Source organism: Blastococcus sp. SYSU DS0617, assembly GCF_054051075.1.
In genome coordinates, this window is record NZ_JBJHAO010000004.1 from 144636 (window position 1) to 162224 (window position 17589).

The 17589-nt window shown below is 75.2% G+C and carries 19 protein-coding genes; 14 read left to right on the plus strand and 5 right to left on the minus strand.

From position 1 onward, the window contains the following. The first annotated feature begins 83 nt into the window (after nucleotides 1–83). Genes metK through ACI793_RS07010 form a run of 6 tightly spaced genes read left to right on the plus strand, consistent with a single transcriptional unit; the run spans nucleotide 84 to nucleotide 6910 of the window. Nucleotides 84–1295 carry a methionine adenosyltransferase gene (gene metK / locus ACI793_RS06985; RefSeq protein WP_456605647.1) on the plus strand — a complete coding sequence of 404 codons (1212 nt, stop codon included), beginning with the start codon at nucleotides 84–86 and terminating at the stop codon, nucleotides 1293–1295. A 47-nt stretch (nucleotides 1296–1342) separates the two neighbouring features. Further along, nucleotides 1343–3307, plus strand: coding sequence for a primosomal protein N' (locus ACI793_RS06990; protein WP_456605648.1), 1965 nt, complete (start codon nucleotides 1343–1345; stop codon nucleotides 3305–3307). A gap of 27 nt (nucleotides 3308–3334) precedes the next feature. Further along, on the plus strand, nucleotides 3335–4060 hold the full coding sequence (locus tag ACI793_RS06995; RefSeq protein WP_456605649.1) for an aspartate/glutamate racemase family protein: 726 nt from the start codon (nucleotides 3335–3337) through the stop codon (nucleotides 4058–4060). Beyond that, nucleotides 4057–4590: a peptide deformylase gene (gene def / locus ACI793_RS07000; RefSeq protein WP_456605650.1), complete on the plus strand. Its 534-nt coding sequence runs from the start codon at nucleotides 4057–4059 to the stop codon at nucleotides 4588–4590. Before ACI793_RS06995 ends, def begins: the two co-directional genes overlap by 4 nt. Then, nucleotides 4539–5516, plus strand: a complete 978-nt coding sequence (gene fmt / locus ACI793_RS07005) for a methionyl-tRNA formyltransferase (protein ID WP_456605651.1) — start codon at nucleotides 4539–4541, stop codon at nucleotides 5514–5516. Before def ends, fmt begins: the two co-directional genes overlap by 52 nt. Continuing rightward, complete coding sequence (locus tag ACI793_RS07010; RefSeq protein WP_456605652.1) at nucleotides 5513–6910, plus strand: RsmB/NOP family class I SAM-dependent RNA methyltransferase; 1398 nt, start codon at nucleotides 5513–5515, stop codon at nucleotides 6908–6910. The genes fmt and ACI793_RS07010 overlap by 4 nt, the downstream gene beginning before the upstream one ends. Before the next feature lie 12 nt (nucleotides 6911–6922). Here ACI793_RS07010 and ACI793_RS07015 read toward each other — a convergent pair whose 3' ends face one another. The 4 genes from ACI793_RS07015 to ACI793_RS07030 form a co-directional block, all read right to left on the minus strand. Continuing rightward, nucleotides 6923–7579, minus strand: a complete 657-nt coding sequence (locus tag ACI793_RS07015) for a cyclase family protein (protein ID WP_456605653.1) — start codon at nucleotides 7577–7579, stop codon at nucleotides 6923–6925. A gap of 155 nt (nucleotides 7580–7734) precedes the next feature. Continuing rightward, nucleotides 7735–9213, minus strand: a complete 1479-nt coding sequence (locus ACI793_RS07020) for an aldehyde dehydrogenase family protein (RefSeq protein ID WP_456605654.1) — start codon at nucleotides 9211–9213, stop codon at nucleotides 7735–7737. Between the two features lie 62 nt (nucleotides 9214–9275). Next, on the minus strand, nucleotides 9276–9824 hold the full coding sequence (locus ACI793_RS07025) for a hypothetical protein (protein WP_456605655.1): 549 nt from the start codon (nucleotides 9822–9824) through the stop codon (nucleotides 9276–9278). A gap of 74 nt (nucleotides 9825–9898) precedes the next feature. After that, nucleotides 9899–10528 carry a universal stress protein gene (locus tag ACI793_RS07030; RefSeq protein ID WP_456605656.1) on the minus strand — a complete coding sequence of 210 codons (630 nt, stop codon included), beginning with the start codon at nucleotides 10526–10528 and terminating at the stop codon, nucleotides 9899–9901. 120 nt (nucleotides 10529–10648) lie between these two features. Between ACI793_RS07030 and rpe the strand changes: the two genes are divergently transcribed. From rpe to ACI793_RS07070, 8 genes are read left to right on the plus strand one after another with little or no spacing between them, the layout of a single operon-like run. Continuing rightward, the gene (gene rpe, locus ACI793_RS07035) at nucleotides 10649–11320 is read left to right on the plus strand and encodes a ribulose-phosphate 3-epimerase (RefSeq protein WP_456605657.1); all 672 of its coding nucleotides are present in this window, start codon (nucleotides 10649–10651) and stop codon (nucleotides 11318–11320) included. Continuing rightward, entirely contained in the window at nucleotides 11317–12372 is a 1056-nt protein-coding gene (gene ribD / locus ACI793_RS07040; protein WP_456605658.1) for a bifunctional diaminohydroxyphosphoribosylaminopyrimidine deaminase/5-amino-6-(5-phosphoribosylamino)uracil reductase RibD, read from the plus strand. Before rpe ends, ribD begins: the two co-directional genes overlap by 4 nt. 1 nt (nucleotide 12373) lies before the next feature. Further along, complete coding sequence (locus tag ACI793_RS07045) at nucleotides 12374–12982, plus strand: riboflavin synthase (protein WP_456605659.1); 609 nt, start codon at nucleotides 12374–12376, stop codon at nucleotides 12980–12982. Beyond that, complete coding sequence (locus ACI793_RS07050; RefSeq protein WP_456605660.1) at nucleotides 12979–14289, plus strand: bifunctional 3,4-dihydroxy-2-butanone-4-phosphate synthase/GTP cyclohydrolase II; 1311 nt, start codon at nucleotides 12979–12981, stop codon at nucleotides 14287–14289. The genes ACI793_RS07045 and ACI793_RS07050 overlap by 4 nt, the downstream gene beginning before the upstream one ends. Continuing rightward, nucleotides 14286–14807, plus strand: a complete 522-nt coding sequence (gene ribH / locus ACI793_RS07055; RefSeq protein WP_456605661.1) for a 6,7-dimethyl-8-ribityllumazine synthase — start codon at nucleotides 14286–14288, stop codon at nucleotides 14805–14807. The genes ACI793_RS07050 and ribH overlap by 4 nt, the downstream gene beginning before the upstream one ends. After that, nucleotides 14804–15067 (plus strand): phosphoribosyl-ATP diphosphatase, encoded by a 264-nt coding sequence (locus ACI793_RS07060; RefSeq protein ID WP_456555259.1) that lies wholly within the window; start codon nucleotides 14804–14806, stop codon nucleotides 15065–15067. The genes ribH and ACI793_RS07060 overlap by 4 nt, the downstream gene beginning before the upstream one ends. A 37-nt stretch (nucleotides 15068–15104) precedes the next feature. Then, on the plus strand, nucleotides 15105–15971 hold the full coding sequence (gene hisG / locus ACI793_RS07065; protein WP_456605662.1) for an ATP phosphoribosyltransferase: 867 nt from the start codon (nucleotides 15105–15107) through the stop codon (nucleotides 15969–15971). Between the two features lie 38 nt (nucleotides 15972–16009). Next, nucleotides 16010–16501, plus strand: a complete 492-nt coding sequence (locus ACI793_RS07070) for an SSI family serine proteinase inhibitor (RefSeq protein ID WP_456605663.1) — start codon at nucleotides 16010–16012, stop codon at nucleotides 16499–16501. A 6-nt stretch (nucleotides 16502–16507) separates the two neighbouring features. Here the strand turns inward: ACI793_RS07070 and ACI793_RS07075 are convergent, their stop codons facing one another. Next, the gene (locus tag ACI793_RS07075; protein WP_456605664.1) at nucleotides 16508–17506 is read right to left on the minus strand and encodes a DUF2877 domain-containing protein; all 999 of its coding nucleotides are present in this window, start codon (nucleotides 17504–17506) and stop codon (nucleotides 16508–16510) included. Nucleotides 17507–17589 lie beyond the last annotated feature (83 nt).

The window sequence follows — 17589 nt, forward strand, 5'->3', positions numbered from 1 at the left end:
CGTCTCGTCCGGGTAACGTGCCCCCCGAGTCGTGCCTTGCGAGCGGCTCGCCGTCTCGTGTCCAGCGACCCAGGAGTACCGACATGCCACGCCGTCTCTTCACGTCCGAGTCGGTCACCGAGGGGCACCCGGACAAGATCGCCGACCAGATCAGCGACTCGATCCTGGATGCCATGCTCGCCCAGGACCCCAAGAGCCGGGTCGCCGTCGAGACGCTGATCATGACCGGCCAGGTGCACATCGCCGGTGAGGTCACCACCGCCGGCTACGTCGACATCGCCGAGATCGTCCGCGAGACCATCCTGCGGATCGGCTACGACTCCTCCCGCAAGGGCTTCGACGGCGCGTCCTGCGGTGTCAGCGTCTCCATCGGCGCGCAGTCGCCCGACATCGCGCAGGGCGTCGACACCGGCTACGAGGCCCGCACCACGGGCTCGGCCGATGACGAGATCGAGCGCCAGGGCGCCGGCGACCAGGGCCTCATGTTCGGGTACGCCACCGACGAGACCCCCGAGCTGATGCCGCTGCCCATCGCGCTGGCCCACCGCCTGTCCCGCCGGCTCTCGGCCGTGCGCAAGGACGGCTCGGTGCCCTACCTGCGCCCCGACGGCAAGACCCAGGTCACCGTCGTCTACGAGGACGACAAGCCGGTCGCCGTCGACACCGTGGTGGTGTCCTCGCAGCACGCCGAGGACATCTCCATCGAGCAGCTGCTCGCCCCCGACATCAAGGAGCTCGTCGTCGAGCCGGAGCTGGCCGCGCTCGGCCTGCCCACCGACGGCTACCGGCTGCTGGTGAACCCGACCGGCAAGTTCGTCATCGGCGGCCCCATGGGCGACGCCGGGCTGACCGGCCGCAAGATCATCGTCGACACCTACGGCGGCATGGCCCGGCACGGCGGCGGCGCCTTCTCGGGCAAGGACCCGTCGAAGGTCGACCGCTCCGCGGCCTACGCGATGCGCTGGGTGGCCAAGAACGTCGTCGCCGCCGGCCTGGCCAAGCGCTGCGAGGTTCAGGTGGCCTACGCCATCGGCGCCGCGCACCCGGTCGGCCTGTTCGTCGAGACCTTCGGCACCGGCACCGTGGCCGACGACGTGCTGGAGAAGGCGATCACCACCGTGTTCGACCTGCGCCCCGGCGCGATCGTGCGCGACCTCGACCTGCTCCGCCCGATCTACGCCCCGACGGCGGCCTACGGCCACTTCGGCCGCACCGACGTCGACCTTCCGTGGGAGCGCACCGACCGGGTCGACGCCTTGCGGTCAGCCGTGGGCATCTCCACCGCGGGCCAGTAACCGCGCTGGACGCACCCGCTCCACCCGACGACCCGGGTCACCCGCGCATGCCGCTGGTGGCCCGGGTCGTCGTCGACGTGCCCCTGGCGCACCTGGACCGGCCGTTCGACTACGCCGTCCCGGACAAGCTCGCCGACACCGTGCGGGCCGGGTGCCGGGTGCGCGTGCGGTTCCACGGCCGACTGGTCGACGGCGTCGTCTGGGAGCTCGGCGACACCACGGAGTTCTCCGGATCGCTGCAGCCGCTGTCGCACGTGCCCTCCGGCGAGCCGGTGCTCACCCCGCAGGTGGCCCGGCTGGTGCGCACGGTCGCCGACCGGTACGCGGGGACGGCCAGCGACGTGCTGCGGCTGGCGCTGCCGCCCCGCCGGTCCGCCGCCGAGAAGCGCGAGACACCCACACCCGACGAGCTGCCGGAGCCACCCGACCCCGCCGGGTTCGCGCGGTACCAGGCCGGGCCCGCGCTGCTGGACGCACTGGCCGACGGCCGCCCGGCCCGGGCGGTCTGGACGGCGCTGCCCGGCGAGGACTGGCCGGCGCGGCTGGTCGAGCTGTGCCGGGCGTCGCTGTCGGGACGCCGTGGTGCGCTGGTCGTCGTCCCCGACGGCCGGGACCTGGACCGGCTCGCGGCGGCAGCGGCCGCGCTGCTGCCGGCGCACTCGTACACGGTGCTGCGCGCCGACGACTCGCCGGAGAAGCGCTACCGCTCCTTCCTGGCCGCCTCGCGCGGCGCGGCGCAGGTGGTGCTGGGCACGCGGGCGGCGATGTTCGCGCCGGTCCGCGACCTGGGCCTGGTGGTGATCTGGGACGACGGCGATGACCTGCACGCCGACGAACGGGCGCCTTATCCGCACGCGCGGGACGTGCTGGTGCAGCGCGCATGGCTGGACGACTGCGCCGCCGTGGTCGCCGGGACCACCCGCACCGCCGAGGGTGCGCTGCTGGTGGAGTCGGGGTGGGCGCACGAACTGGTCGCCGACCGTGCGGTGCTGCGGTCGGCCGCCCCGCGGGTGCAGGCGCTGGGGGAGGACTTCGAGCTGGCCCGGGACGCCGCGGCCCGGTCGGCGCGACTGCCGTCGCTGGCCCACGAGGCGGCCCGCAAGGCGCTGGCCGCGGACGCCCCCGTGCTGGTCCAGGTGCCGCGGCGGGGCTACGTGCCCTCGCTGGCCTGCGCGCGCTGCCGGGCGCCGGCCCGCTGCGCCCACTGCGCCGGGCCGCTGGGCATCTCGCCGCGGCCGGGTCCGGGTGGTCAGCGGATCCCCGCCTGTCGCTGGTGCGCGCGACCGGCGGCCACCTTCGACTGCCCGCACTGCCACGGGACGAAGCTGCGCGCCTCGGTGATCGGGGAGTCCCGGACCGCCGAGGAGCTGGCCCGGGCCTTCCCGGGGGCTGCGGTGCGCACCTCGGGCAGCACGTCCGGGGTCCTGGCGACCGTCCCGGGCGGGGCGTCGCTCGTGGTGGCGACCCCGGGGGCCGAGCCCGTGGCCGAGGGGGGCTACGGCGCCGCGCTGCTCCTCGACTCCTGGGCGCTGCTGGGCCGGGCCGACCTGCGCGCGGGCGAGGAGACGCTGCGGCGCTGGATGAACGCGGCCGCCCTGGTCCGGCCGGCCGCCGCCGGCGGGCACGTCGTCGTCGCGGCCGACGCCGGGCACCCCGTGGTGCAGGCGCTGGTGCGCTGGGACCCGGCCTGGCTGGCCGCACGGGAGCTGGCAGACCGCCGGGAGCTCGGCTTCCCGCCGGTCACCCGGATGGCCTCGGTCGCCGGTTCGCCGGCGGCGCTGGCCGAGTTCCTCGAGGCGCTGCGGCTGCCGGAGGACGCCGACCTGCTCGGACCGGTGCCCGAGCGGCCGCGCCCGGGCCAGGAGGGGGAGCGCGAGCGCTACCTGGTGCGGGTGCCGCGTGCCTCCGGGGCCGCGCTGGCGCACGCGCTGGCCGAGGTGCAGGGCGTCCGCAGCGCGAAGAAGGTGCCCGAGCACGTCCGCGTGCAGCTGGACCCGCTCGACCTCGTCTGAGCAGCCGCCGCCTGCCAGGATGCCGCCGTGCGGACGATCGGCCTGCTGGGCGGGATGAGCTGGGAGAGCAGCGCGCTGTACTACCGGCTGCTCAACGAATCGGTGCGCGAGGAGCTGGGCGGGCTGCACTCGGCCCGGTGCGTGCTGCTGTCGGTGGACTTCGCGGAGATCGCGCGGCTGCAGGAGGCCGGGGACTGGGCCCGGGCCGGCGAGCTGCTGGCGGCCGACGCCCGGTCCCTCCAGGCGGCAGGCGCCGACGTCATCCTGCTGTGCACCAACACCATGCACACCGTCGCGGACGCCGTGACCGCCGACCTGGGGGTGCCGTTCCTGCACATCGGCGACAGCACCGCCGAGGCGATCACGGCCGCCGGGCTCACGCGGATCGGCCTGCTGGGCACCCGCTACACGATGGAGCAGCCGTTCCTGGCCGACCGGCTCACCGCGGCCGGGCTCGACGTCGTCGTCCCCGACCAAGCCGACCGCGACCTGGTGCACCGCGTCATCTACGAGGAACTCGTGCTCGGGGTCGTCCGCGAGGAGTCCCGCCAGGCCTACCGCGAGGTGGTCGACCGGCTGGTCGCCCGCGGTGCGCAGGGCGTGGTCCTCGGCTGCACCGAGATCGAGCTGCTGATCGGGCCCGGCGACGTCGACGTCCCGACCTTCCCGACGACGGCGCTGCACGTGGCGGCGGCCGTCCGCGCCGCGCTGGGGGACGACGCCCCTGCGGCCCCGCCTAGGATCGACGGGTGAGCGTCACCCCGATCCGGCTGTACGGCGATCCCGTGCTCCGCACCCCCGCGGCCCCGGTGGTCGACTTCGACGCCGAGCTGCGGCAACTGGTCGCCGACCTCACCGAGACGATGCACGCCGCCGGTGGCGCCGGACTGGCCGCTCCGCAGCTCGGCGTCGGCCTGCGGGTGTTCACCTGGTTCGTCGACGGCGAGGTGGGCCACCTGGTCAACCCCGACGTCACCGCCGTCGGCGAGGAGATCCAGGACGGCCCCGAGGGGTGCCTGTCCATCCCGGGCCTGCGCTACGACTGCCGACGTCACCTGCACGTCGTCGCCTCCGGCTGGAACATGCACGGCGATCCGGTACGCGTCGACGGCTCGGAGCTGCTGGCCCGCGCCATCCAGCACGAGACCGACCACCTCGACGGCGTGCTGTTCGTCGACCGCCTGGACGAGGTCGCCCGCACCGCCGCTCTCGCCGAGCTGGAGGCCGCAGAGTGGGCCGGGGTCCCCGCGTACCTGCCCGTCGTGAAAGTGAGCCCGCACTGAAGGTCCTGTTCGCCGGCACCCCGGCCCCCGCCGTCCCGTCGCTCGAGGCGCTGCTGGCCTCCGACCACGAGGTGGTGGCCGTCCTCACCCGACCCGACGCCCGCGCAGGGCGCGGCCGCACGTCCAGCCGGTCCCCGGTCGCCGAGCGCGCCGACGCCGCCGGGATCCCGGTCCTGCAGCCGCGCACGCCGCGGGAGCCGGAGTTCCTGGCGCAGCTGGCCGACCTCGCCGTGGACTGCGCACCGGTCGTCGCCTACGGGGCACTGATCCCGCAGGCGGCCCTCGACGTGCCCGTGCACGGCTGGGTGAACCTGCACTTCTCGCTGCTGCCCGCCTGGCGCGGGGCGGCGCCCGTGCAGCACGCGATCATGGCCGGTGACGAGATCACCGGCGCGGCGACCTTCCGCCTGGAGGCCGGCCTGGACACCGGCCCCGTCTACGGCACCGTCACGGAGGCCATCGGGCCGCGGGACACCGCCGGCGACCTGCTGGGGCGGCTGGCCGTCAGCGGCGCCGGGCTGCTCGTGGCCACGCTCGACGGCATCGCGGCCGGAGCGCTGGAACCGCAGCCCCAGCCGGCCGACGGCATCAGCCTGGCGCCGAAGGTGGAGCCGGCGGATGCCCGGGTCGACTGGTCGCTGCCCGCCCACGTGGTGGACCGGCGCATCCGCGGGGTCACGCCGGCCCCCGGCGCCTGGACGACGTGGCGTGGCGACCGGCTGCGGCTGGGCCCCGTCATCCCGGTCGCGGACGCCCCGCAGCTGGCGCCGGGCGAGCTGGGCACGGAGGGTCGCGAGGTGCTCGTCGGCACCGGCAACGGCGCCGTCGTCCTCGGCGAGGTGCAGCCCGCCGGCAAGCGGATGACCCCGGCTGCCGACTGGGCGCGCGGCGCCCGTCCGGTCCCGGGCGAGAGGCTGGGCGAGTGACCCGGCCGCCGAAGCGCCCGGCGGGCGGCCCGCAGCGCGGCAAGCGCCCGCACCCGGCGACGAAGCGCCGCGTGCTGGACGGTGCCCGCTTGACCGCCTACGACGTGCTCGACGGCGTGACGTCGCGCGACGCCTACGCCAACCTGCTGCTGCCCCAGCTGCTGCGCGAGCGTGGCCTGGACACCCGCGATGCCGCGTTCGCCACCCAGCTGGCCTACGGGACCCTGCGGGCGACCGGGACTCTCGACGCGATCCTGGCCGGGCTGGTGAGCCGTCCCCTGGCCGAGCTCGATCCGCGGGTGCTCGACCTGCTGCGGCTGGGCGCCTACCAGCTCGTCGACCTGCGGGTGCCCTCGCACGCCGCCGTCGACACCACCGTCGACCTGACCCGGGCCATCGTGGGCACGGGTGCCTCCGGGCTGGTCAACGCGGTGCTCCGCAAGGTGGCCGCCGGCGGTGACCGCGAGGCCTGGCTGACCGTGCTCGGCGGCGACCGGGAGCAGCAGCTCGCCCTGTCCACCGACCATCCGCGGTGGATCGTCGACGCCTGGCGCGACGCCCTGGGCGGCGAGGAAGAGCTCGAGCCGGCGCTGCTGGCCGACGACGCCGCCCCCGAGGTGCACCTCGTCGCCCGGCGGATCCCGCGGGACGAGCTGGCCGCCGAGGCGCAGGCGGAGCCCGGGCCGTGGTCGCCCTTCGCCGTCCGGCTGGCCGGCGGTGACCCGGGGCGGCTGCCGTCGGTCCGCTCGGGCCGGGCCGCCGTCCAGGACGAGGGCAGCCAGCTGGCGGCGCTGCTGCTCTCCCGGGCCCCGCTCGAGGGACCGGACGCGGCCTGGCTGGACATGTGCGCGGGCCCCGGGGGCAAGGCCGGGCTGCTGGCGGCCGTCCGGCCCGAGGGCGTGCGGCTCACCGCGGCCGACCGTGCCCCGCACCGGGCCGACCTGGTCCGTTCGGCGCTGCGGGACGAGGCCGACGTCGAGGTGCTCGCTGCCGACGGCCGCGAGGCGCCGTGGCAGCCGGGTTCCTTCGACCGGGTGCTGCTCGACGCACCGTGCACCGGGCTGGGGGCGCTGCGCCGTCGTCCCGAGGTGCGCTGGCGCCGGACGCCCGAGGACGTCGCCCCGCTGGTGGAGCTGCAGGTCGAGCTGCTGGCCGCCGCGCTGGCGTCGGTGCGGCCCGGGGGAGTGGTCGCCTACGTGACCTGCTCGCCGCACACCGAGGAGACGGTCGGCGTGGTCGAGGTGGCGGCGGCTCGCGAGGACGTCGAGGTGCTGCCGGTGGCGCCGCTGTTCCCGGAGGTGCCAGGCATCGCGCGCGGGGACTACGGGCAGCTGTGGCCGCACCGCCACGGCACCGACGCCATGTTCATGGCGCTGCTCCGCCGCACCCGCTGAGCGGCGGCGGGCTCAGCCGACGGTGGCGAACGCCCGCACGGGGAAGGTTGCCAGCCCCTCCACGGCGACGGGCACCGCGGTGAAGACCGCGCCGGTGTCGGGGAGCCCGGCCAGCCCGGTCAGGTGCTCGACCACCGGCACACCAGCACCCAGCAGCACGCTGTGCGCGGGGCGGGCGGTGCCGACGGTGTCGTCGATGTTGACCGAGTCGATGCCCACCAGTGCGGCACCGCCGTCGACGAGCACACGGCAGGCGTCCTCGGTGAGGTGCGGGTGGTCGGCGTCGAGGTAGCGCTCGGTGCCCCAGTGCGCGTCCCAGCCGGTGTGCACCAGGACGGCTCGTCCGGTCACGTCCAGGTCGGCGAACACCCCGGCGTCGAGCGCGTGGGAGAGGTCGGTCGCGCGCACGACGAGCGCCGGCAGTCCGGCGCAACGCTCCAGCGGCAGGCCGGCCAGGTCGTGCCCGTCGCGGTAGCGGTGGGCCGGGGTGTCCAGGTAGGTGCCGGTGTTGCCCACCATCGCGATGCGGCCGATCTGGAACTCCGTGCCGGCCGCGTACACGCCGTGCGACTCGTCGAAGGTCAGGTGCACCCCGACCTCGGGAACGGGCAGGCCGGGGTAGGTCACCATCCCGGATCGGACGACGTGGCTCAGGTCGATGTAACGCACCCGGTGATCATGGAGCATCCCGAATTGACTCCGTACCGCTGCGTCATGTCCGCGCTCCACGCCGTTGGTCCCCCCAACCCGTAGCGAGCACGGCCACCCCGCCCCCATCCGGTCAGCGACCTGCTCGGCGAGGAACTGGGGAACTCGGCGTCCGGTCAGAAGGGGAACTTCCGCTTGGTGTGCTGGACGCTCACCCAGTGGTCGGTGGTGAACTCGTCGATCGCCCACTCGCCGCCGAACCGGCCCAGCCCCGAGTCCTTCTCGCCACCGAAGGCGGTGTTGTTCTCGTCGTTGAGCGGTGAGTCGTTGACGTGCGTCATGCCGGCCTCGACGCGCAGCGCGAACTGCACCCCGCGGAGGGCGTCCTCGGTGAACACCGCGCTGGAGAGGCCGTACTCGGTGTCGTTGGCGATCTCCAGGGCGTCGTCCTCGTCGCGTGCCCGGATGATCGTCACGACCGGGCCGAACATCTCCTGGCGGGCGCTGGCCACCGAGTTGTCGCCGAGCAGCACGTGCGGCGGCAGCACCGAGCCGATCGGGCCGGTCGGGTCGCCGCCGAGCAGCTGCTCCGCGCCGTCCGAGCGCGCGTCCGCGATCTTCTCCTGGATGCCCTCGAGCTGGCTGCTGTTGATGATCGGCCCGATCACCGTGTCCGACTCCCGCGGGTCACCGGCCTTCAGCCCGCGGGCGCGCTCGACGAAGCGCTCGACGAACTCGTCGTGCACGGAGGAGTCCACGACGATCCGGTTGGTGATCATGCAGACCTGGCCCTGGTGGAAGAACTTGCCGAAGATCGCCGCGTCCACGGCGTAACCGAGATCGGCGTCGTCCAGCACCACGAGCGGCCCGTTGCCGCCGAGCTCCAGGGAGAGCTTCTTCAGCCCGGCCTTCTCGGCGATGCCCTTGCCCACCGGCGTCGAGCCGGTGAAGGAGACGACCCGGGGGGTGGGGTGGCTGACGATCGCGTCCCCGATGTCGCGGCCCGCGCCGATCACCACCGAGAGCAGCCCCTCGGGCAGCCCCGCCTCCTCGTAGACCTTGGCCAGCAGCAGGCCGCCGGTCACCGGGGTGTCACCGGCCGGCTTGAGGACGACGGCGTTGCCCAGCGCCAGGGCGGGCGCGACGGAGCGGTTGGACAGGTGCATGGGCACGTTCCACGGGCTGATCACCGCGACCACACCGACGGGACGGCGGTAGACGCGGCTCTCCTTGCCCTCGATGTCGGCGGGCAGGATGCGGCCCTCCACGCGGTACGGGTAGGAGGACGCCTCGTGGAAGTCCCGAAGGGTGATCGCGTACTCGAACTCGGCGGCCGGGGCGGCGGCGCCGGACTCCCGGATGTGCCAGTCGACGATCTCGTCCTTGCGCGCCTCCATGATCCGGGCCGCGCGGCGCATCACCTCGGCGCGCTCGCTCGGCAGCCGCGCCGCCCAGTCCCGCTGCGCCTTCTTCGCCGTGGCGTAGGCCTCGTCGAGGTCCTCGGCGTTCGCGAGCGGGATCTCGGTCAGCGTCTCGCCGGTATAGGGGTCGGTGTCGGTCGCGGTCTTCCCCGCCCGGCCGGCGCGCCACGTGCCGGCGATGGGCATCCGGTCGAAGCCGTCGTAGCGGGCGGGTGCGGAGGTCTCGGAAGCCATGGGTCGAGCCCTACCCGGTAGCCCACGACGGACACGCGCCGATCGGCCCTGAGGCGACGTCGTCAGTCGCGCGGCGGGCCGGGCGGGTCGGCCAGCCAGCGCCGCCCGGCGCGGGCCTCGCGCTCGCGGGCGGCCAGCTGGATCGCCGCGGCGATCGCCAGCAGCACGGCCCCCGGGACCGCCCACGCCGGCCGGTCCCACTGCCCGAGGGCCAGCGGCCACGCGACCATGCCCAGGATCAGCAACCAGCTGAAGAAGCGCCCGCGGACGAAGCCCTTCGCGACCTCGTCCGCCGGCGCGCGGCGGCCGATCCCGGGGTCGACGAAGCGCAGGACGGCGTACTCGGCCAGCAACCGGTCGGCCCGCCGGCGTCTGCCGCTCTCGGTACCGTGCTGCCACCACAGCTCGGCACTGAGCGCGAGCAGGAACGCTGCTGCGCCGAACCAGGCCGCCGTCGGCCACGAGTGAGGCCGCAGGAAGATCATGGCCCCGCCCACGGCGTAGACGAGCAGGGTCGCCCACGTGGTGCGCAGCTCCTCACGGGCGCGCTCGGCCACCTCGGCCGTCGCGTCGTCGCCGATCTCCTCGGGAGCCCCGGTGGCGTCGGTCACGCGCGCAGGCTAGGGCACGCGGAAGCCGGCGCGGGTCGGAACCGGTCGCGCCACCCGGCACTGGTCGCGGCGGATCAGTCGCCGGCCGGTGGCCCGGCCAGGAGCACGGGGACGGGGGAGTGGCGGGTGACGTGCTCGGCGACGCTGCCGAGCAGGCGGTGGCTCAGGCCCCTGCCCCGCCGGCCGACGGCGATGACGTCTGCCCCCTCCTGTCGGGCCACGTCCAGCAGGGCCCGGCCGGGCTGACCGGCAACCACCTCGACCGCCGGCGACGTGCCGTCGAACCAGCCGGCCCGCTCCGCCAGCAGGCCGCGGCAGCGGTCCCGCTCGGTGTGGTCGGCGAACTCGACGGCGTCCGGGTCGACCGCCGTCACCAGGACCACGCGGGCGGCCTCGCCGGGGAAGACCCGCGCGGCGTCGCGCACGCACCGGTCGGACTCCGCGGACCCGTCCACGCCGACGACGACCGTGACGCCGCCACCACGGGCGGTAGCCGTCGGATCGGCGGCCGGGGTGCGCTCGACGACCCGTTCCTGTCGCCGGCCCCGCTCCATCGCGATGGGCACGAACAGCGGACCCAGCACGGCCCCGAGCAGGTACCAGAGGGTCGACCGGTAGCCCTGGCGGCCGAGGTACAGCGCGGCCGCCGTCCCGACGGCGATCCAGAGCAGGACGACCAGGGCGACGTACACGGGTGTCGGCACAGCGGCTCCCTTCGTCGACGGATGCCGCGGACGCCGCGGCCCTACGAGGTCCACGTCCGGCGAGCGGGTCCGGTTCCGGCCGCGCCCTAGCCCGTCCCGCCCGGCACCTAGACTCCCCGCGTGTCCCGGCAGCCGAAGATCGCGCCCAGCCTGCTCTCCGCCGACTTCGCGCACCTGGCCGACGAGGTCGCCCGGGTCGCGGACGCCGACTGGCTGCACGTCGACGTGATGGACGCGCACTTCGTCCCGAACCTCACCCTGGGCCTGCCGGTGGCGCAGGCGATCCAGGCCGTCAGCACCGTGCCGCTGGACTGCCACCTGATGATCGAGAACCCCGAGCGCTGGGCGCCGGGTTACGCCGAGATGGGCGCGCGCAACGTCACCGTGCACGCCGAGGCCTGCACCGACCCGCGCGCCGTCGCCCGTGACCTGCGTGCCGTCGGCGCCCTGGCCGGCCTGGCGATCAAGCCCGGCACGCCGCTCGAGGACTACCTGGACGTGCTGCCCGACTTCGACACCCTCCTGGTCATGAGCGTCGAGCCCGGCTTCGGCGGCCAGTCGTTCATCGCCGACGTGCTGCCCAAGGCGCGGCAGGCGCGCGAGCTGGTGGACGCCGGCCACCTGACGCTGATCGTCGAGATCGACGGCGGTATCAACGCCGACACCATCGAGCAGGCCGCCGAGGCCGGCGTCGACATGTTCGTCGCCGGTTCGGCCGTGTACGGCGCCGACGACCCCGCCAAGGCGATCGCCGCGCTGCGCGCGCAGGCCGCTGCGGCGATGCGCGGGTGACCGACGTCGAGCGCCGCGCCATGGCGCGGGCCCGAGAACTCGGCGCGGCCGTGCTGGGCACCACGACGCCCAACCCCGCCGTCGGGGCCGTCGTCCTCGCCGCCGACGGCACGGTCGCGGGCGAGGGTGCGACCCAGCCGCCCGGCGGCCCGCATGCGGAGGTGCAGGCGCTGGCCGCAGCGGGGGAGCACGCTCGCGGCGGCACCGCCGTCGTCACCCTGGAGCCGTGCGCGCACACCGGCCGCACCGGCCCGTGCGCCGACGCCCTGATCGCCGCCGGCGTGGCCCGCGTGGTCGTCGCCGTCCCCGAGCCGACCGACCTGGCCGGCGGGGGAGCCGACCGCCTGCGCGCCGCCGGGATCGACGTCGAGCTGGGTGTGGAGCAGGACGCGGCCGAGCTCGGTGCTCTGGCACCGTGGCTGACCGGGGTGCGCGAGCACCGGCCCCAGGTGGTCTGGAAGGCCGCCGCCACCCTCGACGGCCGCGTGGCCGCCGCCGACGGGAGCAGCCGCTGGATCACCGGCGAGCAGGCCCGCGCTGCCGTGCACCGGCTGCGGGCCACCTGCGACGCCGTCGTCGTCGGCTCCGGGACGGCGGTGGCCGACGACCCCCAGCTGACCGTGCGCGACGCCGACGGCCGGGACGCCGAGCGCCAGCCGCTCCGGGTCGTCGTCGACCGGCGGGGCCGGCTGCCCGGCACGGCCCGCGTGCTGGACGACGCGGCACCCACGCTGGTGACCCGCGCGCCCGATCCGGCCGCGCTCCTGGCCGAGCTCTTCGACCGCGACGTCCGCCGGGTGCTGCTGGAGGGCGGCCCCACCCTGGCCGCCGCGTTCCTCCGCGCCGGCCTGGTGGACGAGGCCGTGGTGCACCTGGCGCCGAAGCTCCTGGGTGCCGGCCCCTCCCTGGTGGGCGACCTGGGAATCACTTCGATCACCGGCGCGCTCTCCTGGGAGACGGTGGACGTCCTCCTCCTGGGTGGGGACGTGCAGGTCCGCCTGCGGCCCACCCGGCACACTGGGGGACGACAGTCCGTCCGGAGAGGGAGCTGAGATGTTCACCGGCATCGTCGAAGAGGTGGGCACGCTCGTCGTCCGCGAGGACCAGACGGACGCCGCACGGCTCGAGATCCGCGCGACCCGGGTGCTCCAGGACGTCGCCCTCGGCGATTCCATCGCGGTCGACGGCGTGTGCCTGACCGTCACCTCCGTGCAGGACGGCGTCTGGAGCACCGACGTCATGGCCGAGACGCTGCGCCGCAGCAGCCTGGGCAAGGCGGAGAAGGGCAGCCGGGTCAACCTCGAGCGCGCCGTCACCCCGCACACCCGCCTCGGCGGTCACCTCATGCAGGGCCACGTCGACGGCGTCGGCACGGTGCTCGACCGCACGCCCAGCACCCACTGGGAGGTCGTGCGCATCGGCCTGCCCACCGGCCTGGCCCAGTACGTCGTCGAGAAGGGCTCCATCGCCGTCGACGGCGTCTCGCTGACCGTCAGCGCGGTCAGCGCCGCCACCGACCCCGGACCGTGGTTCGAGGTCAGCCTCATCCCCACCACCCTCCGCGAGACCACGCTGGGAACGCGCGCCCCGGGGGACCCCGTCAACCTGGAGGTCGACGTGATCGCCAAGTACGTCGAGCGCCTGCTGGAGGCACGCCGGTGACCGCACCTGTGACCCGTCTGGACAGCATCGAGACCGCGATCGCCGCCATCAAGGACGGCCGGCCGGTCGTCGTGATCGACGACGAGGACCGCGAGAACGAGGGCGACCTCATCTTCGCCTCGGAGCTGGCCACCCCCGAGCTCGTGGCCTTCATGGTCCGGTACACCTCGGGCTACATCTGCGTCGCCGTCACCGAGGGCGACGCCGACCGGCTGGACCTGCCGCCCATGCACCGGGTGAACCAGGACCGCCTCGGCACGGCCTACACCGTCACCGTCGACGCCCGCGAGGGCGTCACCACGGGCATCTCGGCCTCGGACCGGGCGACCACGATCCGGACGCTGGCCGGCGAGGACACGACCTCGCGCGACCTCTCCCGCCCGGGGCACATCGTGCCGCTGCGGGCCAAGGACGGCGGGGTGCTGCGCCGGCCCGGTCACACCGAGGCCGCCGTCGACCTCGCCGTGCTCGCCGGCCTGCGCCCGTCGGGCACGCTGTGCGAGATCGTCAGCGAGAAGGACCCGACCGGCATGGCCCGCGGCGAGGAGCTGCGCGTCTTCGCCGACGAGCACGACCTCGTCATGGTGTCCATCGCCGACCTGATCGCCTACCGCAAGCGCTTCGACAAGCTGGTGGAGCGGGTGGCCGAGGCGGTCGTCCCGCTGGCCCCCGGCACCTTCACCGCCGTCGGCTACTCGAGCTCCTACGACGAGCGCGAGCACGTCGCCTTCGTCTACGGCGACATCGGCGACGGCGAGGACGTGCTGGTGCGCGTCCACTCCGAGTGCCTCACCGGCGATGTCTTCGGCTCGCTGCGCTGCGACTGCGGACCGCAGCTGCAGGCCGCGCTGGCCGCCGTGGCCGAGGAGGGCCGCGGGGTCGTGCTCTACATCCGCGGGCACGAGGGCCGGGGGATCGGCCTGCTGCACAAGCTGCAGGCCTACCAGCTGCAGGACCTCGGCGCCGACACCGTGGACGCCAACCTCGACCTCGGCCTGCCCGCCGACGCCCGTGACTACGGCACCGGCGCGCAGATCCTGGTCGACCTCGGCATCCACACCATGCGGCTGCTGACCAACAACCCGGCCAAGCGCGCGGGGCTCGAGGGGTACGGGCTGAAGGTGCTCGGCCGGGTGTCGCTGCCCAGCCACGTCACCTCGCAGAACCTGGGCTACCTGCGCACCAAGCGCGACCGCATGGGCCACCTGCTGGAGATCATCGAACCCGAGATGGCCGCCGGCGAGCCCCCGCACGCCGACCCGATCCCGGAGAACGTCCCCCTGCGCGTCGACGAGCAGCCCTCATGAGCGGCTCCGGAGCGCCCCTGGTGCAGCCGGTGGACGCCGCCGGCCTGACGCTGGGCATCGTCGTCACCACGTGGCACGCCGAGCTCACCGACAGCCTGCTGGCCCGCGCCCTGGAGGCCGCCCGCGCCAGCGGGGTCCCCGAGCCGACCGTGGTGCGCGCGCCGGGTGCCGTCGAGCTGCCGGTGGTCGCCCAGGCGCTGGCCGAGCGGCACGACGCCGTCGTAGCGCTCGGGGTCGTCATCCGTGGCGGCACGCCGCACTTCGAGTACGTGTGCGACGCGGTGACCGCGGGCCTCACCCGGGTCGCGCTGGACGCCTCCCGGCCGGTCGGGAACGGCGTCCTCACCTGCGACACCGAGGAGCAGGCGCGCGACCGCGCGGGCCTGCCCGGCTCGGCCGAGGACAAGGGCTGGGAGGCCGCCATCGCCGCGCTGACCACCGCGCTGACCCTGCGCGACCTGCGCGGACCGCAGCGCACCACCGGGTTCAGCGCCATCCCCGCCGGAGGCCGGTCGTGAAGACGTTCGACGCGCTGTTCGCCGAGCTCTCGGCCAAGGTCGCCGAGGGCGACCCCGCCTCGGGCACCGTCACCGCCGTCCGGGACGGCGTGCACGCCGCGGGCAAGAAGGTCGTCGAGGAGGCGGCCGAGTCCTGGATGGCCGCCGAGCACGAGGGCGAGGAGCGGACGGCGGAGGAGATCAGCCAGCTCCTCTATCGGGTGCAGGTGCTCATGCTCGCCCGGGGTCTGACCCTGGACGACGTCTACGCTCACCTCTGATCCGCCCCGTTCCCGCCCCGCCCCGAGGAGTCGTCCCGTGCTGCGCATCGCCGTGCCCAACAAGGGCGTCCTGAGCGAGCCGGCCGCGGAGATGCTGACCGAGAGCGGTTACCGCCAGCGGCGCAGCACCAAGGACCTCGTCGTCTTCGACCCCGACAACGACACCGAGTTCTTCTACCTCCGGCCGCGCGACATCGCCGTCTACGTCGCCGCGGGCACCCTGGACGTCGGCATCACCGGCCGGGACATGCTGCTGGAGACCGCGCCGCGCGACGGGGAGGGCCCGGCCGCGGTCGAGGTCATGCCGCTGGGCTTCGGCCAGTCCTCCTTCCGCTTCGCCTCCCCGGTGGGCTCCGGCATCGAACGGGTCGACCAGCTGGCCGGCAAGAGGGTCGCCACCGCCTACCCGGTGCTCCTCCAGCGTCACCTCGAGGAGTCGGGCATCAAGGCCGACGTCGTGAAGCTGGACGGCGCCGTGGAGACGGCCTGCCGGCTGGGTGTCGCCGACGCAGTCTGCGACGTGGTCGAGACCGGGACGACGCTGCGGGCGGCCGGGCTGCACATCATCGGCGAGCCCGTGCTGGCCAGCGAGGCGATCCTGGTCGGCCGCGAGGGCGCCGAGGAGATCCCGGCGGTGGCCCAGCTGCGGCGCCGGCTCCAGGGGGTCCTGGTCGCCCGGCAGTACGTGATGCTCGACTACGACTGTCCGGACGAGATCCTGGCCCGGGCCACCGCGATCACGCCCGGCATGGAGGGCCCCACGGTCAGCCCTCTGCAGCGGGCCGGCTGGTCGGCGGTGCGCGCGATGGTCCGGCGCAGCCACACCAACCAGATCATGGACGAGCTCTACGAGCTCGGGGCCCGCGCCATCCTGGTCACCAGCATCCACGCCTCGCGGCTCTGAACCGGAAACTTCCGGGCGTCCCCGCGCGTCTGACAGGCATGCGCCGACTCCTGCCGCTGCTCCTGCTGGCCGCCGCCCTCACCCTCGCCGGCTGCGGCACGGCCGACGAGGAGGGGACCTCGGCCGCGCCGACCACCGGCGCGGCCCCGGACCGGGCGGAGGGGGTCGACGAGGCCGACGGAGCCGCGGCGGGGGGCGGGATCGCCCAAGCCGACAACGACCTGCAGGTGGAGGTCGACCTCGGCGACGGCGCCACCCCGCAGACCTGGACGCTGACCTGCGTCGGCTTCGTCGAGGGCAGCCACCCCGCGGCGGAGGCCGCGTGCGAGCACCTGCAGGGGATGCAGGACCCGTTCGCCCCGCTGCCGGACGACGCGGTCTGCACCCAGCAGTACGGCGGGCCCGAGACCGCCCGCGTGGTCGGTCGCTGGGACGGGGAACCGGTGGAGCTGGAGCTGTCCCGCGTGAACGGTTGCCGCATCGACCAGTGGAACTCGCTGGTCCCCCTGGTGCCCGCGCCCGCCAGCTGACCGGCGTCAGCGCGCCCGCGTGGTGCGCTCCACCAGGTCGATCGCCGTGCACAGCCCGAGCGCCGTGGCCCGGTTCCGGGTCGAGCCCGGCGCGAGCAGCGCGTCCACGGCCGGCGCCAGCGGCCGCTCCCCGACGAGGGCGTGCAGCACCGCGGCGTACTCGCCGCTGACCCGCCCGGCCGCGGCGTGCCGCAGCAGAGCGCGGGAGAGCCCGCTGGTGCGGCAGGCGGCCAGCGCGGTGACGCCGGCGGCGAACCGCGGGGCGGCGGGGTGGCCGAGCAGCACCAGCCCGGCGACGGTGCCGGCCATGACGTCGTCCCCGGCCGGGGTCAGGCCGGGGCCCAGCCCGATCAGCCGGCTCGCGGTGCGCAGTGCGGCGTCGAGGTCGGCGCGGCGGACGGCGCCGCGCAGCGCGGCCAGCGGACCACCGGGACCGGTGGGCAGCCCGGGCAGCTCGAAGGCGCTGTGCGGGACGCCCTCCCCGTAGAGCGTGCTGCGGAGCTGCCGCACGCCTTCGGGCAGGAGCGCGGGCCGGGCGCTGGGCAGCCGCGGACGGGGATCCCACCAGGCCGCGGCACTGACCGCCAGGTCCCCGACGACGACGCGGCCACCGCCCACCTCGGCCGTGGCGGTCGGGGGCACGAGCGGCCGTCCGGTGCTGGGCCGGAAGAGCACGCACCCGAGGGGCAGGCGTGCCGCGTCGCTGGTGAGGACACCGACGACGTCGCCGTCCCGCTCGCCGGGCACGTGCAGGTACACCCCGGTCGGTGTGCTCGCGACCACCCGGGCCCGGCGGACCGGTCCGCGCAGCAGCGCGGCCACGCCGGTGCTGGCCGCGGCCGGCACGGCGGTGACCTGGCGGGGGGCGCAGCCGGTGCGCGCGGCCGTCGCCGCGGAGCTCCGGGGGAGGGGGATCGTCGGGAGGGCGGCGCGCGCGGCACGGCCACGCCCCGTGGCCGCCCGCGAGCGGCCGTCCTGGTCCGTGGTCTGGTCGATCGTTCGCATGGCGGCCCTTCGCCGGTGGGCGACGGAGGGGCGATGAGCCCCCGTCCGGGTTCTGCTCGGGATCCGGACGCAGAGGGGCAGGT